This is a genomic window from Desulfobulbus sp. (assembly GCF_031547805.1).
Taxonomy (GTDB): Bacteria; Desulfobacterota; Desulfobulbia; order Desulfobulbales; family Desulfobulbaceae; genus Desulfobulbus.
Window position 1 is genome coordinate 90,364 of record NZ_JAVBRQ010000013.1, and the last position, 26,773, is coordinate 117,136.

Below are 26,773 nucleotides of genomic sequence, written 5' to 3' on the forward strand. Positions count from 1 at the left end.
GCGCGAGGCGGCCGCATCCGGGTTCGTCCGCAACCGGAAAAAATGAGGCAGCGCCCTGGTTGCAAAGCGTTTCAGGCCGGCCACAGTATGGGAAGAAGCCAGATCGCAACGGCCATGATCACCAGGGTCAGGGGAATTCCTATCTTGATGTAGTCGATAAAGCGATACCCGCCCGGGCTCATAATCAACAGATGGGCAGGATGGGAGAGGGGGCTGGCATAGCTTGACGAGGCGGCGATGGCAATGGTCATCATCAGGAGCTGCGGTGAAATATTGAGCGATGCCGCGGTGCTCAGGGCAATAGGCGACATGAGAACCACCAGGGGGGCGGTGGGAATAACCTGGGTGCCAATCACTGTTACCAGAAAAAGAGCAGCCACCACCCAGCGCGGACCGAGACCACCGACCATGGGGATCAGGTGGCTGGTCACCAGTTCGGCAGCGCCGGTGTTTTGGACCGCTACGCCCAGCGGCAGCATGGTGGCAACCAGGAAAATGACCTTCCACTCGATGGCGCGATAGGCCTCGTCGATGGTCAGGCAGCCGAACAGCACCATCAGGGCGGCGCCTGTGAGGGCGGCGATGGAGATGTGAACATAGCCGAGGATGGCGCTGAGCAGGACTGCGATCATGATGGCTATTGCGTAGGGCGCCTTGTTCATCAGCGGCGCCTGGGTCGCCTCCTTGTCAAGCACAAGGAAGTTGGGGTCACGGGCCACGGCCTCCAGGCTCTGGCGTTGTCCATAAACCAGGAGGGCGTCGCCGAATTGCAGCGGCATATCTTGGAGATGGAGCCGATGGGCCTGGCCTTTTCTCCAGATAGCCAGCACACTGAGCCCGTAGTGATCGCGGAAGAGCAGGTTCGCCAGAGTCTGGCCGGCCAGCGTTGTCCGCGGCGACAACAGGACTTCCGTCACTGTGACCTGCTGGGATTCCAACTCGGCAATCAGACCGGAAGAGGGCCTTTCAATGAGCAGGGCCTGCAAGCCTACAAGCGCTTCAAGGTCATATTTCGTGCCCTGCAGGATAAGCAAATCATCCTTTTGGATAATTTCCTCGGAGGATGGCATGAATAATAGCGCCTTTTCCCGGAAGATGCCGATGACGGTCAGGCCAAAGGCATTGCCCAACCGGCTTTCCACAAGATTTCGCCCCACCATAATCGACCCGTCAGGGACGCGCATGGGCAGGAGTGAGGTTTGCTCTGTGACCAGTTGGTTGATTGAGTTTACCGGGGTACAACAGAGCGGGGCAACAAGACCGTCGGCAACCAGTTTTTCCAGGGCCTGCTGCTCTCCCTGAAGGAGCAGGCGGTCGCCAAGGGCAAAAGGGCGCCGCCGCACATTCTGGACCGCCTCTCCCTGGGCTGTGTGCAGCGAAAGCACATGGACCCGATATTTTTGCCGCAGCCGGCTTTCAGCCACCGTGGTGCCGATGAAGGGGGAATCCTTAATGATGACGGTTTCCGCCATGGTCAAACCTTGGAGCATCTGTTCGTTCATTTCGTGATTCGCTTCGACGCAAAGATGCTGATGGCCGTTGAAATATTGCAGATGATTGGGATGGCCGTGAACAATAATCGTGTCGCCTTCCTGGAGTTTCTCTTGCGGCCGGGGGGCAAGAATCAGTTCGCCCCGGCGTTTAAGACCCAAGACGGTCAAGAAAAGGGCTGATCCCAGGCGGCTTTCAATCAACGTGCGGCCGGCAAGTTTGGAGCCGTGCCGGATCCTGAGAGTGAACAAGTGGGTGGTCAGTTGATAGGAGGATTCCAGAGGGCCTTGGTAGGCAACATCTTTTTTCTTGCTGGAGCCGGGAAGTATCCGTCTGCCTATAAGAATGACAAAAAGAATGCCGGCAACCACGAGAGCCGCGGTAATTGGCGTGAAATCAAGCAATTTGAAGGGCGGGAACCCTGCGGCCGCAAGCGCATCGGTGGCCAGGATATTCGAGGGGGTGGAGATGCCGGTAAAAGGTCCGCCGAGGAGACAACCCAGGGCCATGGGCAAGAGCAATCGGGACGGGGACCGGCCGCTACGCCGTGCCAGTTCCATGGTGGTCGGTAGCATGATGGAGGCAACGGTTGTGGTATTGATCAGGGCCGAAAGAATAGCGGCTGCGGCCATCAGGGCAACAATGATGACCGCTTCGCTGTTTTGGGCAAGACGCTGAATGGGCTGTCCTAAACGATACGCCACGCCGGTGCGGGTGAGTCCGGCGGTGAGAATGAACATGCCCATTACCGTGATGACCGCCGAACTGCTGAAGCCGGCCAATGCTTCCGTGGATGACACCAGCCCCGTCAGCGCCAGGGCGGAGAGCACAAGCAGGCCGGTCACGTCAACGGCAATCCAGCCGCCGATAAATAGAACCAAGGCTGCAAGAATAATGGCAACCAGAATAATCAGATGCGTCATGAGGCTGTTCTCGGGAGTAGAAATTTTTTTAATACGTTGTTCAACATAGTTTTGGTGAAATGTCTCTCTGAATCCGGTGAATCTTGAAAAAAAGCCCGTTTCCCCCTGGCAAGGGATGCTGTGTTACAAGATTTCACTTGTCCCGCCAGGATGGTATGATGAATATTTTGTCCGCGTTATCATTTGGCAAGGCAGAGCAAAACCCAACCAATCCGGGATATTCGCAGGTGGATGATTGCAGCACCTTAACATGTCAAGATCCTGCGGTGCGGATTCATCTCTCTCTTTCATGTCATAGAGGCATCTGAACTATTTCTTCATCCATTTACCACCACAAGAGGTCCCCCATGTCCCACGTGCTCATCATCGGTGCCGGCGGCGTCGGCAGTGTCGTCGTCCATAAATGCGCCCAGATTCCCGAAGTGTTCTCGAAAATCACCCTGGCCAGCCGAACCGTCTCCAAGTGCGAGGCCATTGCCGCCTCGGTCAAGGGACGCACCGGCGTGCAGGTGGCGGTCGAGCAGCTCGATGCCGACCAGGTCGCCGAGACCGTGGCCCTGATCAGGCGCGTTAAGCCGGACCTGTTGCTCAATGTGGCCTTGCCCTACCAGGATCTTGCCTTGATGGACGCCTGCCTGGAAACCGGGGTCGACTACCTCGACACCGCCAACTACGAGCCGCCGGACGTGGCCAAGTTCGAGTACAAGTGGCAGTGGGCCTACAAGGAGCGGTTTGAGAAGGCGAACATCATGGCCCTGTTGGGCAGCGGCTTCGATCCCGGCGTCACCAATGTCTACTGCGCCTGGGCTCAGAAGCACCACTTCGACGAGATCCACCAGCTGGACATCATCGACTGCAACGCCGGCGACCACGGCCAGCACTTCGCCACCAACTTCAACCCGGAGATCAACATCCGCGAGATTACCCAGCGCGGCCGCTACTGGGAGCACGGCGAATGGGTGGAAACCGACCCGCTTTCCTGGTCCATGACCTACGACTTCCCCGAGGGCATCGGCCCGAAAAAATGCTACCTCATGTACCATGAAGAGCTGGAATCCCTGGTGCAGAACCTCAAGGGATTGAAGCGGGCCCGCTTCTGGATGACCTTTTCCGAGAACTACCTCACCCACCTGCGGGTGCTGGAAAACGTGGGCATGACCCGCATCGACCCGGTCAAGTACCAGGGCGGCGAGATCGTGCCGATCCAGTTTTTGAAGGCGGTGCTGCCGGAACCGGCCTCGCTGGGCCCGCTGACCCGCGGCCGCACCTGCATCGGCTGCGTGTTCACGGGCGTTAAGGACGGCAAGGCCAAGCGGATGTACATCTACAACATCTGCAGCCACGAGGAGGCCTACCGCGAGGTCGGCTCCCAGGCGATCAGCTATACCACCGGCGTGCCGGCGATGATCGGCGCCAAGATGATGCTGCAGAGACGGTGGCAGCGGGCCGGCGTCTGGAACATGGAGGAATTCGATCCCGATCCGTTCATGGCCGATCTCAACGCCCATGGCCTGCCCTGGACCGTGGTCGAGCTGTGAGCGAGCCCCGCTATGACGGCAGGCATGCCTGCCGATTCGATCCGGCGCGGGTGGCCACCCCGGCCTTCGTGGTCGACGAGGGCCTGCTGGCCGACAACCTGGCCATCCTGGCCGGGGTCAAGGAGCGGACCGGTTGCAAGATCCTGCTGGCCCTGAAGTGCTTTGCCATGTTCAGCGTCTTTCCGCTCCTGCGGCAAACGCTTGACGGGGTCTGCTGCAGTTCGCCGCACGAGGCGCGCCTGGGGCGAGATGAGTTCGGCCGTGAGGTCCACAGCTTCGCCGCCGCCTATTCGGCCGATGACATCGCCCAACTGGCCGCGACCTCGGACCACCTGGTGTTCAACTCCTTTGGCCAGTGGCAGCGGTTCCGCTCCCTGGCCGAGGAAAAGGCCAAGACGGCCGGGCGCGCCATCGCCTTTGGCCTGCGCATCAACCCCGAGCATTCGGAAGGGGCGGCCCCAATTTACGATCCCTGCGCGCCGGGCTCGCGGCTGGGCATCCGGCGGGCCGATTTCCGCACCGATCTGCTCGATGGCATCGGCGGCCTGCACTGGCACAACCTCTGCGAGCAGGACGCCGACTGCCTGGAGCGGACCGTGGCCGCGGTGGAGCGCGGCTTTGCCGATATCCTTCCCCGCATGGCCTACGTCAACTTCGGCGGCGGCCACCACATCACCCGGCCGGGCTACCGGCTCGATCTGCTGGTCGACATCGTCAACCGTTTCCGGGAGCGCTGGCGCACCCAAGTCTACCTGGAACCCGGCGAGGCCGTGGCCCTCAACGCCGGCTATCTGGTCACCACGGTCCTGGACGTGGTCCGGGCCGACATGCCGGTGGCCATCGTCGATGCCTCGGTGCCGGCCCACATGCCCGATGTCCTGGAAATGCCCTACCGGCCGCACATCGTCGGCTCGGGCGAGGCGGGCGACAAGGCGTGGACCTGCCGGATCGGCGGGCTTTCCTGCCTGGCCGGCGACGTGGCGGGTGTATACTCCTTCGACCGGCCCCTGGTCCCCGGCGATCGGCTGGTGTTCACCGACATGGCCATCTACACCATGGTCAAGACCAACACTTTCAACGGCGTGCAGCTGCCCTCCATCGTCCGATACCGGCCGGAGGACGACCGATTTTTTTCGGTCCGCCGATTCGGCTACGAAGACTTCAAGACCCGACTGTCCTGAGCCGGACCGGGCGCGGCCGCAACCGCGCCCCGAACGCCCCCGTGGCTGGTCATTGACAGATGGCGATTTCTTGAATAGGGTGGCGAGCATCGCATCGCCGCACAAGTAGCCGACACAGGATGTTGTTTTCATACTCGCCAACAGAGAGGAATCCATGCAAGACATGCTGTATACGCCCAAAAGTGAAGTCGACGCCCGCATCCGGCTGTTCCAGAAAACCCTGGACCAGATGGGGCTCGACGGTGCCCTGATCATCCACCACACCAACCTGTTCTACCTCAGCGGCACCTCGCAGTCGAGCCACCTCTTCATCCCCCGAACCGGCGCGCCGTTGCTGATGGTGCGCAAGAGCTTCGAGCGGGCCTGCCGGGAAGCGCCGCTGGACAACATCCTGGATGTCAAGAGCCTGAAAATGATCCCGGAGCTCCTGAAGGAGCGGGGATTTGCGATCGATACCCTCGGGCTGGAGCTGGATGTCATCCCCTACAATACCTGGCAATTTTACGGCAAGGTCTTCAAGGAGACCACCTTCAGTGATATTTCCGAGGCGCTCAAGCGCATCCGCACCGTCAAGTCCGAGTATGAGATCGGCCTTTTGCAGGGGGCCTGCCAGGTGCTCGACCAGGTCTTCGCCGAGGTGCCGTCCATGCTCCGCGAGAACATGACGGAAATCGAGCTGGCCAGCCTGTTCGAGGCCGGCATGCGGCGGCGCGGTTACGGCGGCTGTTCCAAGATGCGCGCCTTCAACCAGGATTTCTTCCTGGGCAACGTGACCGTCGGCGCCAGCGGCGCGGCGCCCACTTACTTCGACGGCCCGGTGGGCGGCTGCGGCCTGACCCCGGCCAACAATCCGCACGGCGCGGGCTGGAAAACCGTCGGCCGCAACGAGATCGTCTACATCGACTACACCTGCGTGATCAACGGCTACACCGCCGACGGAGCCCGGATGTTCGTGCTCGGTTCGGTCTCCGAGCAACTGCGCCGGGCCCACGCCGCGGCCCTGGAGATCCAGGCCGAACTGGTGGCCATGATCAAGCCGGGCACGATCTGCGAGGATGTCTACAACAAGTCCGTCGAACTGGCCGAATCCCTGGGTCTCCAGGAGCATTTCATGGGGCTCGGCAACGACCGGGTCCGTTTCATCGGCCACGGGGTCGGCCTGGAACTCGACGAATATCCGATTTTCGCCAAAGGAGTGAAGATGCCCTTGGCCGAGGGCATGACCTTTGCCCTGGAGCCGAAATTCGTGTTCGCCGAAGGGGCCATCGGCATCGAAAACACCTATGTGCTCAGGGCGCAGGGCGCCCAGGTGCTGACCCACGCCCCGGAGGCCATCATCCGGGTTTGAACCGATCCGCTTTCCGCCAGGAGCGGGGACCCGGCCACGGCCGATCCGCCTCTTGCGGGAAATATGCTTGACTCCGGATCGATTTTGCGAGACGCTAGAACGTAGCGGTTTGCATGTTTTCAACGAGTGAATCACCATCGATCAAGACGTTATGCATCCTTTTTTTCGCACGGGGCGTAAGCCACAATCCAGACAGGAAACCATCCCCACCGTCCAGCCCCGCGCGGCGGCCGCCTCCGGTCCGGCCGCCTCGCTCCAGGGAGACATCGGGGCCATCCCGGTCGAGAACATCTTCCAATTGCTCGATTTCGCCGCCCTGACCGGCAAGCTCGAGATCCAAGTCAAGGACAACAGCGGCATTTTCTACTTCCGCAAGGGAATGCTCATCCACGGCCTGCTCAAGGCCAACCAACGCAAGATCGGCCAGATTCTCCTCGACGCCCAGGCGATCACCGAGGAGCAGTTGCAGGAATGTTTGCAGTCGTACAAGCAGTCCGGAACGCGGCAGCGGTTTGGCAAGTTTCTCCTGGAAAAGGGCTATGCCCAGCCATATCTACTGGATAAATCGCTGCTGAACCAGATCAAGGAGGCCTTTTTCGAGGCCCTTTCCTGGAACGAGGGCTCTTTTAAGTTCTACGCCGGCCAGGAACCCGCACCGGACGAGATTCAAATGTATGGCCGGATCGATCGCCTGCTGATCGAAGGCATGGTGCATATCGATCACGTCTCCTCGACCGAGGAGGACGGCGTCGCCTGATCCCGGCCGGCTCCGGGCCCGTTGCCGTTGCAATCGATTTTCCTCTCCGTTCTTGTGCCCGCAGGGCTACTTTCTATTCGATTATCCATCGCTGCTGTAGTATAGAGCTATCATTTTTCCACTATGATCGGAACGATGCTTGAGGGCGAAAACAGCCCCGGCCCGTTTCGCCGTGGAATATCTTTGCCAGGCATGCCAACCATGCGCGCCGGCCGGACGCAACCCCTGGGCGAGGCGCGCTTGATCCGTGGTTGACGGCGCCTGGATCGATCTGGGAGCAGGCACGGGATCTATGGAGCAGGACAAAATCTTCGAGCGGCTGATGCAGCTCGTCATCCGCTATTATCATGACCGGGACCAGGGAAAGTTCGTCGACTACCTCGATCCCGGAACCCTTCGCCAGCGACTCGGTCTTGAAGACGAGCGCGGCCGGGGCGATTGGGATGCGCTCTTCACCTGGGTGGAGCACTATCTGGCGCATGCCGTCAACACCAGCAATCCCGCCTATCTCAACCGCATGTGGGCCGGCGCCAACCTGCCGTCGGTGGTCGGCGAGGTGATCGCCGCCGTCACCAACACCTCGGCCTGCACCTTCGAGACCGCGCCGGTTTCGACCCTGATGGAAAAATACCTGCTGCAGGCCATGCTCGACCTGGTCGGCTTTCAGGGGGGCTGCGGCCAGATGACCACCGGCTCGAGCAACGCCAACATGCTCGCCATGATGGCCGCCCGCAACGGCCTGCGGCCGGAGGTCAAGCAACAGGGACTGTTCGGCGGCCAGAAGCTGTTCGCCCTGGTCAACGCCGACGCCCACTATTCCATGGACCGGGCCGCCAACATTCTCGGCCTGGGCACGAGCCACCTGCTCAAGATCCCGGTGGACGGCCATGGCCGCATGCGCATCGACGCCCTGGAAGAACGGCTGGCAGAGGTGGTGGCCGGAGGTGGTAAACCCTTTTTCGTGGTGGCCACCGCCGGCACCACGGTGCGGGGGGGCTACGATCTGCTGGAGCCGCTGCTCGCGCTGCGCGAGCGCTACCGATTCTGGCTGCATGTCGACGGTGCCTGGGGCGGAGCGGTGATCTTCAGCGACCGGCTGCGGCGGCAGTTTTTGCCCGCGCTCGAGCAGGCCGATTCCTTTACCCTCGATTTCCACAAGATGCTGGGCACGGCCCTGATGTGCAACGTGCTGCTGTTCAACCGCCGACCCTCGTTTTTGCGGGAGGTGTGCAGCGCCGGCGACGAGTCCTATATCTTCCGCCAGGGCGAGGACGGCGAGATCCGCGATCTCGGCACCCTGTCCCTGCAATGCGGCCGCCGGGTCGACAGCCTCAAGTGGTTTCTCGACTGGAAATTCTACGGCCGGGAGGGCTTGGCCGAACGGGTGGAACACTACCTGGAGCTGTGCCGATACGCCGAGGACCAGGTGGGCCGCCTGCCCGAGCTGGAGATGGTGGTGCCCAGGGAATCCTTCAACGTCTGTTTCCGGTTCCGGCCGCCGGAGGGCATTCCGGCCGAGCCGTTCAACAAGGCGCTACGGGAACGGATGCACCGCTCCGGCCGCGCCCTGGTCGGCACGGGCTACGTCAACGGCCAGTTGGTTCTGCGGCTGCTGATCACCAATATCAACGTCGGCAAACCCGAGATCGACCGCTTCTTCCAATCGGTTATTGCAACCGGGCGGGAGCTGCTGGCCGAGAGGAGTGGTCGGCCATGATCGACAAGCGAGGCGGACATGAGTGACAACGAGTATACGGTGACTCAGAAAGAGGCGGCCGATTTCCTCAAGGTCTCGACCAAATCCATCAGTCGATACCGCAAGCGGGGGCTGCCCTACAAACTGGTGCTCAACCCGGTGACCGGCAAGCAGGAGGTCCGCTTCCGCTATGCCGACCTGGATCGATGGGACGAGGGGCGGCAGCTGCTCGCCACCTATGCCCGCGACGGTGAGGAAACCGCAGCCGGCGAGGCCAGGACCGTGGGCGGGGCGTCGGCGGCGATTGGCGCCGGGGTCGATTTCCTCGACGATCTGCTGTTGGCCTACAAGCAGCAGATCGAGCTGCTGCGTGAACAGCTGGAGGACATGCGCGAGCAGCTGGCGCGCCGCGACCGGCAGATCGACGACCTGATGCGACTGATGGTGGGCCTGCAGCTGGAGTACAAGCCCATGCCTGCCGTGGCCGAGCCGGTCCCGGCCGAGGAGCCGGCCCGGAATGGGCATGCGGAAGAGCCGGAGGCGGATATTTACGAGGCCGAAGCCGTGGTGCTGCCGACCGTCGAGCCCGTGCCGCCACGTCCGGAACCGGTGCGGTCCGAGCCCGAACCGGTTGCGACCGCACCGTCGCAGCCGGAGCCGGCCAAGGGCGAACCGGCCCGACCCGGTCCGGTCGGGATGCGGAAACGGTTCAGCCGGGAGCAGCTTTCGGCCTCGATCCAACGGCTGCGGCGAAAGGGAAAAAGCTATGACGAAATCGCCCGGGGGCTCAACCAGATCAATGTGGCCACGCTCTCCGGCCATCCGGAGTGGACGGTCCCGGAGGTGCAGGCCCTGCTGCCGGGACTGGTGGCGTCGGCCCCCGGCGCCATGACCGGCGAGGACGTTTTCTAAACGACGCATCTGCCCGGCTTGTCGCGGCTTTCACGCGTTTTCCCGTGCGGACCGCAATCGCGGCTTGACTTCGCCGCATGCCCCATGTAGGATGGGCGGCATTGAGGTTCAGGTGTCCGTATCAACGGATGAAAAGGGAATCCGGTGCGATGCCGGAACGGGCCCGCCGCTGTAACCGGGGACGAATTCCGCAGGACCGCCACTATGCCGACACGGGATGGGAAGGCGCGGAAGGAGGATGAGCCGGAAGTCAGAAGACCTGCCTGAACCATGGACACCGGCCTCGCAGGCGAACGGGGCGGTGACAGACTCCAGCGGTAAAAAAGGGACATCCTGGATCAGTTTTGGTCCGGGATTTTTTTTTGTCCGGGCCGCAACCAAGGCGGGGTCCCGCCGCATCTGTCGCGAACGACCGGGGGACAGCGGTGCACGACAACACGGCGATTGTGCTGGCCACGTTCGGAACCACGGTGGTAAGCGCCTTGAACGGGATACTGGCCATTCGGGACACCATGGCCGCCGCTTTTCCGCACACCCGGATCAAGCTGGCCTTTACCTCCAACCAGGTCCGCCGCATCTGGCACCGCCGCGCCGACAATGGCGCCTACCTGGCGGAGCATCCCGGCCTGCCGCGGGAAATCCTTGAAATCGAGGGCATCCTGGCGGCCATCGCCACCCTCCAGGACCGGGGCTACACCTCCCTGGTCGTCCAGCCCACCCATGTCGCCCCGGCCGAGGAATTCCACGATCTCGCCGCCTATGTCCGCGGCCTGCTGTCGATCCGCACCATGAAGCCGCGCTGGCGGCCGTTTGCGGCCATCGCCCTTGGCCGGCCGCTCCTGGGCGCCTATTCTCCCGACCGCCCGTACGCCGACGACATCCGCATCCTGGCCCAGGCCCTGGCCGACGACGCCGCCCTGGCCGACCGCCACAACGCCGCCCTGGTGTATATGGGGCACGGCAACCGCTATTTTCCCTCCGGCGGTCTGTATCTCGAATTCGCGGCCCGCATGCGCCAACTGTATCCCGACATCCTGACCCTGATCGGCACGGTCGAGGGCTTTCCCGCTTTTGCCGAGGTGCTGGCCGACCTGCGGCTGCACGGGGTGCGGCGGGTCGTGGTCAAGCCCCTGCTCATCGTGGCCGGCGAGCATGCCACCCGCGACCTGGCCGGGCCGCAGGAGGATTCCTGGCAGTCGATGTTCGCCCGGGAAGGGATCGAGACAGTACCGGTGACCAGCGGCTTGGGCGAGCATCCGGCCGTGGCCCGCATTTTCGTCGACCATGCCGCCCAGGCGGCGGCCGAGGCGGGCGTGGAGCTGCGCTGATGAACCGCCGGGCCGCTGCCGTCTGGATGCTGCCGTTGGCGGCGGTGCTGGTCTTCGGGGTGGCCCTGTCGGCCACCCTCGGCTACCTCGACGTGTCGATTCCGGATGTGTTCGCCATCCTCATCGCCAAGCTGCGCGGTCTGGACATGCCCCCGGGCATCGATCCGGTGGCCGCCACCGTGGTCGCCGACGTGCGCATGCCCCGCATCCTGGCGGCGGTGCTGGTCGGCGGTTTGCTCGGGGTCAGCGGCGCGGTTTTCCAGGCGATCCTGCTCAATCCCCTGGCCGATTCCTACACCCTGGGCATCTCCACCGGGGCCGCCTTCGGCGCCTCCCTGGTGATCGTCCTCCAGATTTTCGGCCTTGCCCTGCCGCCCGGCGTCACCATCCCGGTCTTCGCTTTCGGCGGCGGCGCGGGCACCTTGGCGGTGGTACTGTTTCTCGCCGCCGGCGACCGGCGGCTTTCCTCCACCAGCCTGATCCTCGCCGGAGTGATCGTGGCCGCCATCTTGTCGGCCGCCATCGGCTTTCTCAAATTCCTCGCCGACGAGCAGGTGGGCCTGATCATCTTCTGGCTGATGGGCAGCCTGGCCGGCGCCTCCTGGGCCAATATCCTCCTGCTGGCGCCCACGGCCCTGCTGGGCACCCTGGTGGCCGTGTATTACAGCCGCGATCTCAATATCATGGCTACCGGAGACCGCGCCGCCACCTCGCTGGGCGTCAACACCGTCCGCCTGCGGCTGGTGCTGCTGGCAGTGTCCACCTTGATGACCGCCCTGGCGGTTTCGGTATCCGGCATCATCGGCTTTGTCGGCCTGATCGTGCCCCACATGCTCCGCCATTTGATCGGCCCGGACAACCGCCTGCTGATCCCGCTCTCCTTTTTCACCGGCGGACTGCTGCTGCTGGTGGCCGACACCCTCACCCGGGCGGTGCTGCCGGTGGAGGTGCCCATCGGGGTGCTGACCGCGCTGTTGGGCGGCCCCTTTTTCTGTTTCCTCTTCAAACGACGGCAACGGAATGGCGCCACCGCTTTCTGAACGGAACACCGGCCAGCTCTGGTCCTTGCGCGAGGTGCATTTCAGCTACGGCGACACGCCGGTGCTGCGCGATATCGGCCTGGAGCTGCGCTCCGGCCGCTGCACCGGCATCCTCGGCCCCAACGGCAGCGGCAAGACCACTTTGCTCGATCTGCTGGCCGGCCTGCAGGCGCCGCAGTCCGGCACCATCGAATTCCAGGGACGGCCGATGGCGGCCTGGCCGAAGAAGCATCTGGCCCGGCTGCTGGCCCTGGTGCCCCAGGATTTCATGGTCCGCTTCGGGTTTTCGGTCCGCGAGGTGGTCGAAATGGGGCTCCACCCCCACCTCCATCGCTTCGCCACCCCCAGCGAGGCCGACCGGGCGCTGATCGACCAGGCCCTGGCCGTCACCGGCATCGCCACCCTGGCCGACCGGCCGGTCACCCGGCTCTCCGGCGGTGAAAAACAGCGGGTGGCCGTGGCCCGCGCCCTGGCGCAGCGGCCGACGGTGCTGCTGCTCGACGAGGCCACCTCCAACCTCGACATCCACCACAGCCTGGAACTGCTGCATCTGATCCGCGACCGGTTCGAGCGCCAGGACATGCAGGTGGTGGCCGTGATGCACGACCTCAATCTGGCCGCTTTTTTCTGCGACCACCTGATCTTCCTCAAGGAAGGGCGGGTGATCTGCCAGGGGCCGACCGACGAGGTGCTGACGCCCGCGACCATCAACGCGGTCTACGGCGTCGAGGCGGAGGTGACCGCCAATGCCTTCACCCAGTGCCGGCAGGTGAGCTTCAGGCTGCCTGCCTCCCATTAACCCTCAACCCATCCGTTTGTCCCATGCGCATCAAAGTTTTCCTGTTCGCCCCCTGCCTCGTGGTCCTGTTGGCCACCCTTGCCGCCGCCGCCTCAATCGTCGACAGCGAGCAGCGCACCCTGGTGTTTTCCCAGCCGTTCAAGCGGATCATCTCGCTCTATCCGGCCCATACCACCAACCTGCTCGAACTGGGCCTGAACAGGGAAATCATTGCCTGCGGCCCCGGCGACGGCCAGCTGTCCGGCCGGCCGGTGGTTCAATTCCAGGACGATCCGGAACGGCTTTTGGCCCTCAAGCCGGACCTGGTCCTGATCCGGCCGATGATCAGCCGTGGCTATCCCAACCTGGTGCGCATCCTGGAAAAGAACAACGTGCGGGTGGTGTCCCTGCAGCCGACCGCCGCCTCGGAGCTGTTTCCCTACTGGGAGACCCTGGGCCGGCTGACCGGCCGTGAGCAGCAGGCCAAGGTCATGGTCGAGACCTTCACCAAGAGAATGGCCGCGATCACCGAACCGTTGCGGAAGATTCCCAAGGAAAAGCGCAAACGGGTCTATTTCGAGGCCATCCACCGGCAGATGAAGACCTTCGCGCCTTCCTCCATCGCCATGTTCGTCCTGGAATCGGCCGGAGGGATCAACATTGCCACCGATGCCGAACAGGTGCGCGAAACCAACATCGCCGCCTACGGCAAGGAGCGGATTCTGGCCAAGGCCGACCGGATCGACCTGTACCTGGCCCAGAGTGGCCGGATGAATCCGGTGAGCGTGGACGATATCGTCAAGGAGCCGGGATTCGGGGTGATCAAGGCGGTCCGCGACAACCAGGTCTTCCTGGTGGACGAGGAAATGGTGTCGCGGCCGACCATGAATCTGCTCGACGGCATCGGCTTTGTCCGCTCGCTGCTCTATCCCGACTACGGCCAGGAAGGTCTTTCGCGGCTATGAGCCGTCCAGCCCTGCTCGTTGCCGGCACCCATTCGGGCTGCGGCAAGACCACGGTCACCCTGGGGGTGATGGCCGCCCTGGCCAAGCGCGGGCTTGCGGTCCAACCCTTCAAGTGCGGGCCGGACTTCATCGATCCCAGCCTGCACCGGATGGTGGCCGGCCAGGTGTCGCGCAACCTCGATGTCCGCATGTGCGGGGTCGATTGGGTCCGGCGGACCTTTGCCCGCCATGGCCGGGAGGCGGAGATCGCGGTGGTCGAGGGGGTGATGGGCTTGTTCGACGGCGGCGAGGGCTCGGCCGCGACCCTGGCCAAGAGCCTCGACCTGCCGGTGCTCCTGGTGGTCGATGTCCGTTCGGCGGCCGAAAGCGTGGCCGCGGTGGTGCACGGGTTCGCCACCCTCGATGCCGGGGTCCGGCTGGTCGGGGTGATCTGCAACGGCATCGGTTCGGACAAGCACCGGGCCATGGTGGAGGAGGCGGTCGGTCGGCACTGCACGGTGCCGGTGCTCGGTTGCCTGCCCCGCAACGAGGCGGTGACCATTCCCTCGCGCCATCTCGGCCTGCACATGGGCGAGGAACATCCGTTGGCCGGCGCGGGGCTGGAACGCTTGATCGCGCTGATCGAAACCCATGTCGATTTGGAGCGGCTGCTGCACATCGCGTCGGCCCCGCGAGGCGGGGAAGCGGTGCCGGAGCCCCCGGCGCCGATCGAGGCTTCCTGCGGTGCGCCGGTGCGGATCGGCCTGGCCCGGGATGCGGCCTTCTGCTTCTACTACGAGGACAACCTCGACCTGCTGCGGACGGCCGGGGCGGAGTTGATTCCTTTCAGCCCCTTGGACGACGATCAACTGCCGCCCGGACTGGACGGGCTCTATCTGGGCGGCGGCTATCCGGAATTGCATGCCCGCCGGTTGAGCGGCAACCGCGCCATGCGGGAGCAGGTGCGGGCCTTTGCCGAAAGCGGCCGGCCGGTCTACGGCGAGTGCGGTGGCTTCATGTATCTGTGCCGCTCGATCGCCGACCTGGACGGCGAGGTGTTTACCATGGCAGGCCTGTACCCGTTCGCCGCCCGGATGCAGACCCGATTGCGCAGCCTCGGCTACCGCCGGCCGAGGATCGTGCGGGATTGCCTGCTGGGACCGGCGGGCACGGTGCTCCACGGCCACGAATTCCATTACTCGACCATCGAAACCGGTGCCGAACCGGTGCCGGCGGCCTATGCATTGGAGGCGGGACGGCCCGAGGGGTTCCAAACGCAAGCGGCAACCCTGGCCGGCTATGTCCATCTCCATTGGGGCCGCACCCCGGAAGTGGCGGCGCGGTTGGTGGCCGCGTGCCGGTCATGGGGCGGCAATCTCGGGAAGGTTTAGTTTTCTTTGAGAGAAATCAGCTAATTATTCAGGAGAGTTGGTGCCGCGCGCTTCATGCGGGCCCGGCTTGAGCAAACGGAGAGTGCAACGATCATGGTCACCTTACAACCCATCGCTCCCCAGGACATCGAGGCCGAGAGCTTCCGGATCATCGAGCGCGAACTTGGTCCCACCCGGTTTTCCACCGAGGAATTCGCCGTGGTCCGGCGCGCCATCCACGCCACCGGCGATTTCTCCTTTGCCGAAAATTTCCGTTTCCATCCCCAGGCCGTTGCCGCGGGCCTGGCGGCCATCCGGGCGGGCAAGAACATCCTGGTGGATGTCACCATGGCGGCCAGCGGCATTTCCAGCGGCCTGCTGGCTCGATTCGGCGGCCGGGTGCTCTGCCGGGTGGCGGAACCCGAAACCGCGGCCCTGGCCCAGGCGGACGGCACCACCCGTTCCGACGCCGCCGTGGCCCGGAGCGTGGACGATTGCATCGGCATCGTGGCCGTGGGCAACGCGCCGACCGCCCTGCTCAAGACCATGGAGCTGATCGACCGGGGGCTCTTTGCCCCGGATCTGGTCATCGGCGTGCCGGTGGGCTTTGTCAACGCGGCCGAATCCAAGGAATTGTTGGCGGAAAAGCCGTATCCCCACATCACCGCCCTGGGCCGCAAGGGCGGCACCCCGGTGGCGGTGGCGGTGGTCAACGCCCTGCTCAGGTTGGCGGCCTGACTCACCGGCCATGGTTGCACCGGGCAGAAAAAAACCGCTGCGCAACGGCTACACCACCGGGGCCTGCGCGGCGGCGGCGGCCAAGGCGGCCACCCTGTGCCTGCTGGGCAGGACGTGTCCGGAGCGGGTGGAGATTCCCTTTCCCGACGGCTCCCGGCATGGCTTCGCCCTGTGCCGTACAGGCGGGCAGCCGGCCATGGCCACCGTGGTCAAGGATGCCGGCGACGATCCCGACGTCACCAACGGCGCCGAGATCGGGGCCGAAGTCCGCTGGCTTGCCGCCGGCCAGGGCGAGCGGATCGTCCTCGCCAACGGTCCCGGCGTCGGCCTGGTCACCAAGCCCGGCCTGCCGGTGCCGATGGGCGAGGCGGCCATCAACCCGGTTCCCCGGCAGATGATCCGGGCCGCGGTGGCCGAGGCCCTGGAGGGTTCGGGCCGCGAAGCCGATGCCTTGGAGGTCCGGATTTTCGTGCGCGACGGCGAGGTTCTGGCGGAAAAGACCCTCAACCGGCGCCTGGGGGTGATCGGCGGCCTGTCGATCCTCGGCACCACCGGCATCGTGCGGCCGGTATCGGCCAAGGCCTGGACCGACACTATCGAGGCTTCGATGCAGGTGGCCCGGGCCGTGGGGCTCACCGAGGCGATTCTGTCCACCGGCCGAACCTCCGAGGCCATGGTCCAGGGGCTGCTGCGTCTGCCTGAGGAGGCCCAGGTGATGATGGGCGATTACCTGCGCTATGCCCTGGAGGCGGCCAGGCGGCACGGCTTTTCCCGCCTTCATCTGGCAGCGATGTGGGCCAAGCTGGTCAAGGCGGCCCTGGCCGTGCCCCAGACCCATGTCCGCAACGGCGCCCTGGAGGTCCGGCAGGCCGCCGACCTGCTGGCCCGGCTCGGCCTGGACCGGGAGAGTGCCGCCGGCCTGCGGAACGCCAACACCGCCCGCGAAATATACGAGCGGCTGAAGGCGATGCGCCGCGACGACCTGGTCGGCGCGGTCTGCCGCCGGGCGCAGGAACAGGCCCGGCAATGGTCGGGGCTGCCGGTGCGGGTCTATCTGGTGACCGCGGAGGAGGGAGTGGTCCATGTCGAGGATTGAGCTGATCGGGGTCAGCGGCACCGCCCTGGCCGCCGAGCAATGGCCGCTTTTGCGTCGCTGCGCCGCCATCGTCGCTTCGCACCGCCATCGCTTGTTGGTGGCCGATCTCCCCCAGCCGGTGATCGATATCGCCCCGGTCGAGGCCATGCTCAACCGGGTGGAAACCGCCTTGGACGAGGGCGACGTGGCAGTCCTGGCCAGTGGCGACCCGCTGTTCTACGGCATCGGCCGCAACCTGATCGGCCGGTTCGGTCCGGAACGGCTGACGGTCAGGCCGGCGCTGTCGGCCCTGCAACTGGCCTGCGCCCGCTTCCGCATCCCCTGGGACGACCTGGCCCTGTTGAGCTGCCACGGCCGGCTGGCCGACAACCTGTCCGGCCGCATTCTCCGCCATCCGCGGTCGATGCTGTTCACCGACGGTCGCAACAGCCCAAACCGGGTGGCGGCCGAATTGCTGGACGCGCTGGCCGCCTGCGAGGACACCGGGCGGATCGCCGCCATCCGCATCCGGGTGGCCGAGAATCTGGGGCTGGGGGACGAGCATTTGACCGGCGGCAGTCTGGCCGAGATTGCCGCCCGCTCTTTCGGCCCCTTGAACATGATGCTGATCGAGCAGCCGTCCTGGCCGTCCCCGCCGCCTTTCGGGCTGGGCGAGGACGAAATCGTCCACTCCCGCGGCCTGATCACCAAGGACGAGGTCCGGGCCGCCACCCTGCATCGGCTGCGGCTACCCGCCACCGGCGTGCTGTGGGATATCGGCGGCGGTTCCGGCTCGATTTCGCTGGAGGCCTCCCGGCTCTGTCCGGATCTGGCCATCCGCATCGTCGAGAAGAGAGAAGCGGAACAGGCCAACATCCGGGCCAATATCCGTCGCTTCGGCGCCTACTCGATCCGCCTGGTCGGCGGCGAGGCGCCCGAGGCCCTGGCCGGGCTGCCCGCTCCCGACCGCGTCTTCATCGGCGGCAGTGGCCAGCGGCTGGAGGCGATTATCGAGGCGGCGGCGGCGCGGCTGGCCGACAACGGACGGATGGTGATCAATGCCGTGCTCGCACGGACCGAAACCGCTGCCCTGACCTGCCTCGAACGGCTGGGGATGCGGGTTTCGGCCAGCACCCTGGCCGTCAGCCGCCGGCTCCCCGGCGACGAGATCCGGGCATTCAACCCCATAACCCTTATCACAGGCGATAAACGATGAGCGACAATCCCAGCTCGCGGACCGGCCATCTCTATCTGGTCGGGGTCGGTCCCGGCGATCCGGAACTGATGACCTACAAGGCGGTGCGCATCCTGCGCGAGGCCAAGGTTTGGGCGGTGCCCACGGCCAGGAAGGGCGGCCAGAGCAGCGCCCGGCAGATCGCCGAACAGCTGGTGCCGGCCAACGGCCGCACCGTGCTTTCGCTGTGTTTCCCGATGAAGAAGGTCTATCTCGGCCAGGAGGCCGACGACCAGTTGCTGGCGGCCTGGCGCCGGTCGGCCGACGAGGTCATTGGCCATCTCGACCGCGGCGAGGATGTGGCCTTTCCCACCCTGGGCGACGCCACCCTCTACTCCACCGCCTTTTATCTCCTGGCCATGATCCAGGAACAACGGCCGCTCACCCCGGTGACCGTGATCCCCGGCATCACCGCCATGGCGGCCTGCGCCGCCTCGCAGTCCAGCCCACTCGCCCTGGGCGACGATGTCCTGGCAGTGGTGCCCGCCGCTTTCGAGGATGAGCGGTTGCGCTCCATCCTCACCACCCTCGACGCGGTGGTGCTGATGAAAGTGCATCGCCGGATCGACGCCCTGATCGACTTGCTCGACGAGCTGGAGCTCACCGGCTGCGCGGTGCTGACCGAGCGCTCGGGCATGGAGGACGAGCGGGTCTACACCGACATCCGCGAGGCCAGGGGCCGGAAGCTGCATTATTTTTCCACCATGGTGATCCGCAAGAAAAAGGTACGGGTGTCCAATGGAACCGAACAGCATGCAGCCTGAAGCGGCCGTTTATCCGGTGGTGTTTCTCGGGGCGGGCCCCGGTGACCCGGAATTGATCACCCTCAAGGGCCGTCGCCTGCTCGATGCGGCGGATGTGGTGGTTTATGCCGGCAGCCTGGTCAACGCCGCCCTGCTCGACGGGATCGAGGCCGTCTGTCACGACAGCGCCCCGCTCGACCTGGAGGCGATCATGCACCTGCTGGCCGAAGGGCACCGGCAGGGCCTGAGGGTGGTGCGGCTGCACACCGGCGATCCGGCCATTTACGGTGCGATCCGCGAGCAGATGCAGTGGCTGGACCGGGTCGGCATCCCCTACGAAGTGGTGCCGGGGGTGAGTTCGGCCTTTGCCGCGGCCGCCGCCCTGAAGAAAGAGCTGACCGTGCCCGAGGTCACCCAAACGGTGATTTTCACCCGCCAGGCGGGCCGCACCCCGGTACCGGAGCGCGAATCGCTGCGCCACCTGGCCACGGCCCAGGCCACCATGTGCATTTTCCTGAGCGTGTCGATGATTGCCGCCGTGGTCGACGACCTGTTGGCCGGCGGCTACCCGGCCGTCACCCCGGTGGCGGTGGTCGAGCGGGCCAGTTGGCCGGACCAGCAGATCGTTCGGGGCAGTCTGGCCGACATTGCCGGCAAGATCAGGGATTCGCAAATCAGGAAGACGGCGATGATCGTGGTCGGGCCGGCCCTGGCCGAAGACAGCCGGATCGTCTCCAAGCTCTACGATGCCGGCTTCAGCCACGAATACCGCTGAGGCCGGCTCCAGCCGCCGTTTGGCGGTGGTGGCGGTGAGCAGGGGGGGCTGCGTCCTGGGCCGCCACCTGGCCGAGGCGCTTGGCGGCGATTTTTTCGCCGCCAAGGGGCGGTTGGCACCAACGATGGCCGAGGTCTGGGCCAATTACCGGGAGATGGTCTGCATCATGGCCACCGGCATCGTCGTGCGCACCGTGGCCCCGCTGCTACGCGACAAGACCCTGGACCCGGCGGTGGTGGTCTGCGACGAGCTGGGCCTTTTCGCCATCTCGCTGCTTTCCGGTCACCTCGGCGGTGCCAACCAACTGGCCCGGCGGGTGGCGGTCGCGACCGGCGGCCAGGCGGTGCTCACCACCGCCTCCGATGTGCTGGGCCGCACCGCGCTCGATCTCTGGTGCCGTGACCTCGGGCTGGTCCCCGGCGACAAGGCCGCCTTCACCCGCGCCATGGGCCGCCTGGTCGACCAGGGTGCGCTCACAATCTGGAGCCGCTATCCGCTGCCGAAACTGCCGCCGGATCTGCACCCGCACCTCGACCGGGCAACGGCCGAGTTGGTCGTCGACAGCCGCCTGGTGCCGGGCGAACGAGGCGCCGTGCTGCATCCCCGGTCCTTGGTGGTCGGCATCGGCTGCAACCGGGGGACAGCCGCCGGGGCCATTGCCGCGGCGGTCGAATCCACCTGCGCGACGCACGGGCTCGCGCCCCGGGCCATCGCCCGCCTGGCCTCGATCGACCTCAAGCGGGACGAAGCGGGCTTGCTGGCCTATGCCCGCAGCCAGGGACTGGACATCGATTTTTACGACAAGGACGCATTGAACCGGGTCGAGGGGATCGCCGCCTCGGCAATCGTCGAGCGCGCCACCGGCGCCCGGGCCGTGGCCGAACCGGCGGCCCTGCTCGGGGCCGGACCGGGGGCCGCGCTGCTGGCGGCCAAGATGAAATGGACCGACGTCACCACCGCGGTGGCCGAGATCGCCGACCCGTTCGCAACGACAACCCAAGGAACACGCACACCATGACAACAGCACAGGATGGCATCAACGGCTCCCTGGCGGTGGTCGGGCTCGGGCCCGGCGCCGCCGACCTCATGGCTCCCCGCGCCCGCGCCGCCCTGGAGGCGGCCGAAGTGGTGGTCGGCTACCGTACCTATCTCGATTTGGTGCGCGATTGCCTCAACCCGGCCAGCGAGGTGCTCTCGTCCTCGATGATGCAGGAAATCGACCGTTGCCGCGCCGCCTTGGAGATGGCCGGGCAGGGGAGGCGGGTCGCCCTGGTCTGCGGCGGCGATCCCGGCATCTACGCCATGGCCGGTCTGGTGTTCGAACTGGCCCGGACAACGGACGCCGCTGTGCCGATCGACGTCATCCCCGGCATCGCGGCCCTCAACTCCTGCGCCGCCGTTCTGGGCGCGCCCCTGATGCACGATTTCGCCGCCATCAGCCTGTCGGACCTGATGACCCCCTGGGATTTGATCGAGCGCCGCCTCGAGGCCGTGGCTCCGGCCGATTTCGTGGTGGTGATCTACAATCCCAAGTCCAAGAAACGCACCGACCAGATCGTCCGGTCCCGGGAGATCATGCTCACTCACCGCTCCCCCGACACGCCGGTGGGCATCGTCTCCGGCGCCACCCGCGCGCACGAAACTGTGCGCCTGACCACCCTGGCACGGATGCTCGACGAGGACATCGGCATGCAGACCACGGTGATCGTCGGCAACTCCCAGACCTTTGTCTGGCGCGGCAAGATGGTCACTCCCAGGGGGTATGACCGCAAATACGGGCTGTGAGGGAAAGCGGGGCGGGCGGCAATGGGTGGCGGCATCGCCGCCGCCGGTAGCGAGGGAATGCCCAAGGCATGCTTGAGGTAGGCGAAAAAATGGGGCCGGATGGCGCTTGCCGCCGCCCGGCCCGGAGAGAAGACCGGCGGAATTCAGCTCCGAATCCGGTCGCCGTCACGGCACTGCATCGTAGTCCCACTTATGGCGTGGCAGCCATTCCTTGAGCACTCGCTCGATTTCGCGCATGTCCATGGGTTTGGAGAGAAAATCGTTCATGCCGCATTCGAGGAACAGGGTGCGCACGTCGCCCACCGCGTTGGCGGTCAGGGCCACCACCGGCAGGGAGCGGTACCTGTCGTCCGGCATTTTTCTGATGTGAGCCACGGTTTCCACCCCATCCATGTCCGGCATCATGTGATCCATGAACACGATATCGTAGTCGGTGCCGGCCACCATCTCCAGGGCCGTCTGGCCCGAGGTCGCGGTATGCACTTGGGCGCCGTATTCCATCAGCACGCTTTCCGCGATGGTCAGGTTGAACTCGTTGTCGTCGACCACCAGCAAGAGGGCGTCGCTGATTTTCAGCGCCCGCCTGTCTTCTTCGGGCGCCACGCCCGTTGTTTCCACCCCGCTCATACCGAGAAGAGTTGCCACCAAGGCCGAGGTGAGCGGCATGTAGACGGTGTTGACGTTACCCGGCAGAGCGGGTTCCTCGATGTAATTGCGCGACAGGGCAATACATTTGGCCCCATGCGTCTCCATCGCGTCGATGCGGGGATAGAAGGCGTAATCGAAGAACAGATGGGAATAGCTCTCCAGGCGTTCCGGGTTGGCGAGAATCTCGGCCGCAACCCCCAGCTTGCCCACTTTTTCCGCCAGACTTTTCGCTTTCACGGTGCTGTTCAGCCAGATGCCGACCCGTAGCCGTTCCAGATCGCTGCTCCGCAGGTAGGGCGTGGCATCGGCCACCCTTTGCACCACCTCGAAGGAGAAGCAGGAGCCCTGGCCATAGGTGCTGGTCACGGCGATGGAACCGCCCATCAGTTCCAGCAGGTTCTTGCTGATGGCCAGCCCCAGCCCGGTCCCCTCGATGTTCCGGTTTTTCTTGGTGTCGAGTTGGGAAAAAGTCTCGAACAGGCGGGGCAGGTCTTCCGCCTTGATCCCCCGGCCGGTGTCTTCCACCGTCACCTTGAGCAGCACCGTATTGGGGTCGCCGGTGGGCGAGGTGGCGATGGCCAGCCGGATGTACCCGGCCTCGGTGAACTTGACCGCGTTGGTGAGCAGATTGATCATGATCTGCTTGACCCGGATGCTGTCGCCGATCAGGGCCCGGGGCATGTTCGGGCTGTCCTCGACAATAAAATCGAGGGGCCGGTCGCCGATGCGGATATCGATCATGGTGACGATATCGTTGATGAACGAGGGCAATTCGTACCGTTCCGGCACGATGGTCACCGCCCGGGCCTCGATCTTGGAAAAGTCCAGGATATCGTTGATGATGGTGAGCAGCGAGGTGGCCGCTGTCTTTATGTTGCTGAGATATTCCAGGATATTCTGCGGCGGGCTCTGGCGGATGGCCAGATCGGCCATACCCATGATCGCGTTCATGGGGGTGCGGATCTCGTGACTCATGTTGGCCAGGAATTCGCTTTTGGCCCGGTTGGCGAGCTCGGCGGTTTCCAGGCGCCGCTGTTCGGTGATATCGGTGTAAAAACCTTCCAGCAGGCGGGGAGAACCATTCTGGTTGAATTCCACCACCCGGCTTCGCTCCCACACCCATTTGACCGTGCCGTCCTTCATGATCATTCGGAAGGTGGTTTCCAGGGGCAGGCCGATGGAAAGCGTGACCTTGTTCATCTCTTCCAGGGGACCCACATCGTCCGGATGGATCATGTCGAAGAATTTCAAGGCATTATTATGCATCAACTCTTCCGGGGCATAACCGGTCAGCGGCAGACAGCCCTCACTGACGAAAGTGAAGGTGAAGTCCGGCGGATCGTTCAAGCACTGGTACACCATGCCGGGCAGATTGGACATCAGGGTTTCGGTGCGCCGCTTGCTGATGGCCAAGGCCTGCATGGCCTGGAAGCGTTCGGCCGACTCCATGGCCAGGGCGGTGAAATCCGCCAGGGAGCTGGCGAAGTTTTGCTCTTCACTGCTCCACCGGCGAAAACGGTGGTTTTGTTCGATGCACACCACGCCCACCAGGGCGCCACCGATGCGAATGGGCGCGTCCAGCAGCGAGGTCAGGTCCGGTCCGTAGGTTTCGCGCAGATTGGGCAGCACGGTGTCGGTGTTGGCATCATTGATGACGATGAGGCGCTCGGAGGTCAGTAAATCGATATAGTAGAGGCGCTCGTGGAAAGGAAAATCCTCCTGCACGGTGTGGAGATCGTCGTCCTGGCTGTAACTGGTGATATTTTCCAGGCATTGTTTCTCGTAATTGACCCGCCAGATACCCACCCGGGTCGTATTCAGGGCCAGACACCCCTCACTGGCGATGACCTCGGTCGCGGCCCGCAGGATCCCGGCCGTCAGCGCCGGAGTCTTGGTGATGTGCGCCAATGCCTGGCTCAGTCTCTCCGGGGAAATGCCTTGTTGCAAAAAAGCCACAGCGATACCCTCAGTTCCTCATTGTTGAAAGCTATCCATCAACTTCTATGATGCGTGAACATATTGAAGATGTGAAGATGTTGTATTGTCGAATATTACCAACTTCAATCGTACCACAAGTTTTCCCCGCTGTATAGGTACAGATATCCATATCCTGCCCTTCGCTTTGGTTCATCACGAAAGAGCGGGCGTTTCTCGAATGCGGCCATGGATAGGGCAAAACCTTGGCGGCTTATTGACCGATGTTTTCCTTGAGCAGCAGCAAGCAGGCCCGTCCCCGCTCCTTCATCTGTCCCGCTTCCTTGCCGGCCCGATCGCCCGTGCCCCAGAAGAGGTCGAGCCGGTTCGGTCCGACGAGGGCGCTGCCGGTGTCCTGGACGGTGGTCAGTCGCCGCAGGGGCAGCCAGCGTTCGAGTTGGCCGTCATCGTCCATCACCGGCCGGCGGCTATCGATCAAGACCAGGCTGCCGGCCGGATACCACCGGTGATCGGCGGCAAGCGAACGGCCGGGGGTCAGGGGCTGGCCCAGGCTGCCGATGGCCGGCCCCGGTTCGCTCCACTCGAAAAAAATAAACGAATCGTTGTGATGGAGGATCCGGTCCCGCTCTGCGGGATGCTCCTCGATGTAGCGGCGGAGGCTGTCCATGGTGACGTCGGCCAGTTGCATCCGGCCGCTGCTGACCATGAAGGCGCCGACGCTCCGGTACGGCCGGCCGTTGCTGATCGCATAATGGACGCCGCGCCGCGAGCCGTCGGCCAGGCGGATGATTCCCGAGCCCTGGATATGGAGGACAAAGGCGTCGAAGGGGTCCTTGAGCCAGACCAGTTCCTGGCCGAGCAGCGGACCCTGGCGTTCGATTTCTCCCCGGGTCCAATAGGGCGCGACCATGCCGCCGACCTGGCGGCCGAGGACCTCTTTCTTGCCCTGGTTTTGGCGGATGAGGAGATCGTCCGGCACCCGGTAGAGCGGGTACACGAAAGGCGGCTGCCGTTCGAGACGGCCGGCAAAGACCGGCTGGTAATAGCCGGTGATGAGCATGCGGCCGGCTGCTGGGCCGGGCGCGGCGTTGACCTGGAGGCATTCGTAGGCCCGATCGATTTCACGGGCCAGCGTTTCGGGGGAGGGATGGGCGGCCAGCAGCCGTTGGAGGTACAAAATGGAGGCGGTCAGCCGCTCGGCCGCGATGGCGTGGCCCGCGACCCGGTAGGTGGTGGCGGGCGGAATCTTGCGGAGAAAGTTCAGGCTGCGGCCCAGGGCCTCCTCCAGTCCGGGGCGGGAGAGATCGTCGATGGCCGTTGCCGCCGGCTCTTCTTCGATTACGGCCGCGGCAAAAGCACCGCCGGCCATCAGGAGCAACAGGCAGCAACCGGCCCACAGGCAGGCGATCTGTCCCTTCCAGGTGCGCATGGGCTCGTCCGGCGGCCATAGCCGGTCAACGGACGAAGGCCTCGGCCAGTTCGCAGATGACCATGGCGTAGCGGTTGGAGCGGTTCCAGGCGGTGATCGCCTGGAAATTGGGGTAGCCGGCCACATAGCGCTTGGCGTACGGGCCGCCGGGTTCCAGATCCAGGCTGATGATGGTCACCGGTCGATCCTGGGGTGAAGGCGGCAAATCGAGGTTCTGACTCTGCCGGACCAGATCGAGCGCCAGCCGCGCCGACCGGCCCTTGTCCACCGCGGCGATCAGCTGCGGGTCGTTAAGCCGGTAGCCCAGGTCGGCGTACAGCGGCGTGTCGAACACCCAGTTGGCCCGTTTGAGGTAGTTGGCGATCGAGGCCAGTACGTCCGGCACCGAATTCCACACGTCGCGCTTGGCGTCGCCGTCGAAACTGACCGCGTAGCTGCGGAAGGAGGTGGGAATGAACTGGGTTTGGCCGAAGGCGCCGGCGGAGGAGCCCTTGATCCCGTGGGGATCGATGCCGTTCTCCCGGCACAGGAGGAGGAAATCGATCAGCTGTTTGCGGTAGAAATCGGAGCGGCGGGGATAGGCGGCGAACAGGGTGTTGAGGGTTTGCAACAGCTCGTAGTTGCCCTGGCGGCTGCCGTAGCGGGTTTCCACCCCCCAGATGGCCACGATCACCTCCCGGTTGACGCCGAAGGTAGCCTCGATCCTGTCGAGCAACGTCTGGTATTGCTGCAGTTTTTCCTTGCCGGTCTTGATGTTGCCCGGGGTGACGAACATGGGGGCGTAGCTGTAGTAGGGCTTTGCCTCCCCCTGCTTGTCCATCAGCACCAGGATTTTTCGGTTGATCGTCAGTCCCTGGAAGATCGCTTGCAGTTCATCGGCGCGGAACTGGTATTTCTGGGCAAGTTCGTCGAAAAGCAGGCGATATTTTTCCTGAGTGAGATCGATGGATTGGCCGTCTTCGACCAGGTCGGCGGCCAGGGGTGGGGGCTCGGCCGCGCGCGGCGCAGCCGGGATGCCGGCCAGCAGCAGGCCGGTAAGCATCAGGGCGAGCAGGAAGATCGGACGGAAACCAGGAGGCTGACCGGCTGGGATCGGGCTGGGCAT

Annotated in this window: 22 protein-coding genes and 1 riboswitch; of the genes, 18 read left to right on the top strand and 4 right to left on the bottom strand. The window is 64.5% G+C overall.

Annotated elements, in window-relative coordinates; genetic code table 11:
- Nucleotides 1–71: 71 nt before the first annotated feature.
- A complete protein-coding gene (locus tag RMR13_RS04980) occupies nt 72–2,414 on the bottom strand; it encodes an SLC13 family permease (protein ID WP_310599534.1) in 2,343 nt (780 codons plus the stop codon).
- A 347-nt stretch (nt 2,415–2,761) separates the two neighbouring features.
- Between RMR13_RS04980 and RMR13_RS04985 the strand changes: the two genes are divergently transcribed.
- The 18 genes from RMR13_RS04985 to cobJ all read left to right on the top strand — a co-directional run bounded on the left by RMR13_RS04985 (nt 2,762) and on the right by cobJ (nt 21,656).
- Nucleotides 2,762–3,952: a saccharopine dehydrogenase family protein gene (locus RMR13_RS04985; protein WP_310599535.1), complete on the top strand. Its 1,191-nt coding sequence runs from the start codon at nt 2,762–2,764 to the stop codon at nt 3,950–3,952.
- A complete protein-coding gene (nspC, locus tag RMR13_RS04990; protein WP_310599536.1) occupies nt 3,949–5,133 on the top strand; it encodes a carboxynorspermidine decarboxylase in 1,185 nt (394 codons plus the stop codon). Before RMR13_RS04985 ends, nspC begins: the two co-directional genes overlap by 4 nt.
- Nucleotides 5,134–5,287: 154 nt before the next feature.
- Nucleotides 5,288–6,481: a Xaa-Pro peptidase family protein gene (locus tag RMR13_RS04995; RefSeq protein WP_310599537.1), complete on the top strand. Its 1,194-nt coding sequence runs from the start codon at nt 5,288–5,290 to the stop codon at nt 6,479–6,481.
- 151 nt (nt 6,482–6,632) lie between these two features.
- Nucleotides 6,633–7,238: a DUF4388 domain-containing protein gene (locus RMR13_RS05000; RefSeq protein ID WP_310599538.1), complete on the top strand. Its 606-nt coding sequence runs from the start codon at nt 6,633–6,635 to the stop codon at nt 7,236–7,238.
- Between the two features lie 292 nt (nt 7,239–7,530).
- The gene (locus RMR13_RS05005) at nt 7,531–8,955 is read left to right on the top strand and encodes a pyridoxal-dependent decarboxylase (protein WP_310599539.1); all 1,425 of its coding nucleotides are present in this window, start codon (nt 7,531–7,533) and stop codon (nt 8,953–8,955) included.
- Between the two features lie 18 nt (nt 8,956–8,973).
- Nucleotides 8,974–9,846: a hypothetical protein gene (locus tag RMR13_RS05010; RefSeq protein WP_310599540.1), complete on the top strand. Its 873-nt coding sequence runs from the start codon at nt 8,974–8,976 to the stop codon at nt 9,844–9,846.
- A gap of 93 nt (nt 9,847–9,939) precedes the next feature.
- A riboswitch (cobalamin riboswitch) is annotated at nt 9,940–10,128 on the top strand.
- Between the two features lie 143 nt (nt 10,129–10,271).
- On the top strand, nt 10,272–11,174 hold the full coding sequence (locus RMR13_RS05015; protein WP_310599541.1) for a sirohydrochlorin cobaltochelatase: 903 nt from the start codon (nt 10,272–10,274) through the stop codon (nt 11,172–11,174).
- Nucleotides 11,174–12,214, top strand: coding sequence for an iron ABC transporter permease (locus RMR13_RS05020; protein ID WP_310599542.1), 1,041 nt, complete (start codon nt 11,174–11,176; stop codon nt 12,212–12,214). The genes RMR13_RS05015 and RMR13_RS05020 overlap by 1 nt, the downstream gene beginning before the upstream one ends.
- A complete protein-coding gene (locus tag RMR13_RS05025) occupies nt 12,195–13,013 on the top strand; it encodes a heme ABC transporter ATP-binding protein (RefSeq protein WP_310599543.1) in 819 nt (272 codons plus the stop codon). The genes RMR13_RS05020 and RMR13_RS05025 overlap by 20 nt, the downstream gene beginning before the upstream one ends.
- Before the next feature lie 23 nt (nt 13,014–13,036).
- Nucleotides 13,037–13,957 (top strand): ABC transporter substrate-binding protein, encoded by a 921-nt coding sequence (locus RMR13_RS05030; protein ID WP_310599544.1) that lies wholly within the window; start codon nt 13,037–13,039, stop codon nt 13,955–13,957.
- Nucleotides 13,954–15,327: a cobyrinate a,c-diamide synthase gene (locus tag RMR13_RS05035; protein WP_310599545.1), complete on the top strand. Its 1,374-nt coding sequence runs from the start codon at nt 13,954–13,956 to the stop codon at nt 15,325–15,327. Before RMR13_RS05030 ends, RMR13_RS05035 begins: the two co-directional genes overlap by 4 nt.
- A 93-nt stretch (nt 15,328–15,420) precedes the next feature.
- Nucleotides 15,421–16,044: a precorrin-8X methylmutase gene (locus tag RMR13_RS05040; protein ID WP_310599546.1), complete on the top strand. Its 624-nt coding sequence runs from the start codon at nt 15,421–15,423 to the stop codon at nt 16,042–16,044.
- 10 nt (nt 16,045–16,054) lie between these two features.
- A complete protein-coding gene (locus tag RMR13_RS05045; RefSeq protein WP_310599547.1) occupies nt 16,055–17,140 on the top strand; it encodes a cobalt-precorrin-5B (C(1))-methyltransferase in 1,086 nt (361 codons plus the stop codon).
- Nucleotides 17,127–18,335 (top strand): precorrin-6y C5,15-methyltransferase (decarboxylating) subunit CbiE, encoded by a 1,209-nt coding sequence (cbiE, locus tag RMR13_RS05050; RefSeq protein WP_310599548.1) that lies wholly within the window; start codon nt 17,127–17,129, stop codon nt 18,333–18,335. The genes RMR13_RS05045 and cbiE overlap by 14 nt, the downstream gene beginning before the upstream one ends.
- A complete protein-coding gene (gene cobI, locus RMR13_RS05055; protein ID WP_310599549.1) occupies nt 18,332–19,117 on the top strand; it encodes a precorrin-2 C(20)-methyltransferase in 786 nt (261 codons plus the stop codon). The genes cbiE and cobI overlap by 4 nt, the downstream gene beginning before the upstream one ends.
- Nucleotides 19,107–19,871 carry a precorrin-4 C(11)-methyltransferase gene (gene cobM / locus RMR13_RS05060; protein ID WP_310599550.1) on the top strand — a complete coding sequence of 255 codons (765 nt, stop codon included), beginning with the start codon at nt 19,107–19,109 and terminating at the stop codon, nt 19,869–19,871. Before cobI ends, cobM begins: the two co-directional genes overlap by 11 nt.
- The gene (locus tag RMR13_RS05065) at nt 19,843–20,889 is read left to right on the top strand and encodes a cobalamin biosynthesis protein (protein ID WP_310599551.1); all 1,047 of its coding nucleotides are present in this window, start codon (nt 19,843–19,845) and stop codon (nt 20,887–20,889) included. Before cobM ends, RMR13_RS05065 begins: the two co-directional genes overlap by 29 nt.
- Complete coding sequence (gene cobJ, locus RMR13_RS05070; protein WP_310599552.1) at nt 20,886–21,656, top strand: precorrin-3B C(17)-methyltransferase; 771 nt, start codon at nt 20,886–20,888, stop codon at nt 21,654–21,656. Before RMR13_RS05065 ends, cobJ begins: the two co-directional genes overlap by 4 nt.
- A gap of 165 nt (nt 21,657–21,821) precedes the next feature.
- Here the strand turns inward: cobJ and RMR13_RS05075 are convergent, their stop codons facing one another.
- From RMR13_RS05075 to RMR13_RS05085, 3 genes are all read right to left on the bottom strand, one after another.
- A complete protein-coding gene (locus RMR13_RS05075) occupies nt 21,822–24,260 on the bottom strand; it encodes an ATP-binding protein (protein WP_310599553.1) in 2,439 nt (812 codons plus the stop codon).
- A 232-nt stretch (nt 24,261–24,492) separates the two neighbouring features.
- Nucleotides 24,493–25,668 carry an MltA domain-containing protein gene (locus RMR13_RS05080; protein WP_310599554.1) on the bottom strand — a complete coding sequence of 392 codons (1,176 nt, stop codon included), beginning with the start codon at nt 25,666–25,668 and terminating at the stop codon, nt 24,493–24,495.
- Between the two features lie 25 nt (nt 25,669–25,693).
- On the bottom strand, nt 25,694–26,773 hold the full coding sequence (locus RMR13_RS05085) for a lytic murein transglycosylase (protein ID WP_310599555.1): 1,080 nt from the start codon (nt 26,771–26,773) through the stop codon (nt 25,694–25,696).

Excerpts from the sequence above, each read along its gene's own strand:
- RMR13_RS04980 (WP_310599534.1), bottom strand. The coding sequence starts at position 2,414 with ATGACGCATCTGATTATTCTGGTTGCCATTATTCTTGCAGCCTTGGTT.
- RMR13_RS04985 (WP_310599535.1), top strand. The coding sequence starts at position 2,762 with ATGTCCCACGTGCTCATCATCGGTGCCGGCGGCGTCGGCAGTGTCGTC.
- RMR13_RS04995 (WP_310599537.1), top strand. The coding sequence starts at position 5,288 with ATGCAAGACATGCTGTATACGCCCAAAAGTGAAGTCGACGCCCGCATC.
- RMR13_RS05000 (WP_310599538.1), top strand. The coding sequence starts at position 6,633 with ATGCATCCTTTTTTTCGCACGGGGCGTAAGCCACAATCCAGACAGGAA.
- RMR13_RS05005 (WP_310599539.1), top strand. The coding sequence starts at position 7,531 with ATGGAGCAGGACAAAATCTTCGAGCGGCTGATGCAGCTCGTCATCCGC.
- RMR13_RS05010 (WP_310599540.1), top strand. The coding sequence starts at position 8,974 with ATGAGTGACAACGAGTATACGGTGACTCAGAAAGAGGCGGCCGATTTC.
- RMR13_RS05020 (WP_310599542.1), top strand. The coding sequence starts at position 11,174 with ATGAACCGCCGGGCCGCTGCCGTCTGGATGCTGCCGTTGGCGGCGGTG.
- RMR13_RS05025 (WP_310599543.1), top strand. The coding sequence starts at position 12,195 with ATGGCGCCACCGCTTTCTGAACGGAACACCGGCCAGCTCTGGTCCTTG.
- RMR13_RS05030 (WP_310599544.1), top strand. The coding sequence starts at position 13,037 with ATGCGCATCAAAGTTTTCCTGTTCGCCCCCTGCCTCGTGGTCCTGTTG.
- RMR13_RS05035 (WP_310599545.1), top strand. The coding sequence starts at position 13,954 with ATGAGCCGTCCAGCCCTGCTCGTTGCCGGCACCCATTCGGGCTGCGGC.
- RMR13_RS05040 (WP_310599546.1), top strand. The coding sequence starts at position 15,421 with ATGGTCACCTTACAACCCATCGCTCCCCAGGACATCGAGGCCGAGAGC.
- RMR13_RS05045 (WP_310599547.1), top strand. The coding sequence starts at position 16,055 with ATGGTTGCACCGGGCAGAAAAAAACCGCTGCGCAACGGCTACACCACC.
- cbiE (WP_310599548.1), top strand. The coding sequence starts at position 17,127 with ATGTCGAGGATTGAGCTGATCGGGGTCAGCGGCACCGCCCTGGCCGCC.
- cobI (WP_310599549.1), top strand. The coding sequence starts at position 18,332 with ATGAGCGACAATCCCAGCTCGCGGACCGGCCATCTCTATCTGGTCGGG.
- cobM (WP_310599550.1), top strand. The coding sequence starts at position 19,107 with ATGCAGCCTGAAGCGGCCGTTTATCCGGTGGTGTTTCTCGGGGCGGGC.
- RMR13_RS05065 (WP_310599551.1), top strand. The coding sequence starts at position 19,843 with ATGCCGGCTTCAGCCACGAATACCGCTGAGGCCGGCTCCAGCCGCCGT.
- cobJ (WP_310599552.1), top strand. The coding sequence starts at position 20,886 with ATGACAACAGCACAGGATGGCATCAACGGCTCCCTGGCGGTGGTCGGG.
- RMR13_RS05080 (WP_310599554.1), bottom strand. The coding sequence starts at position 25,668 with ATGCGCACCTGGAAGGGACAGATCGCCTGCCTGTGGGCCGGTTGCTGC.
- RMR13_RS05085 (WP_310599555.1), bottom strand. The coding sequence starts at position 26,773 with ATGCCCAGCCCGATCCCAGCCGGTCAGCCTCCTGGTTTCCGTCCGATC.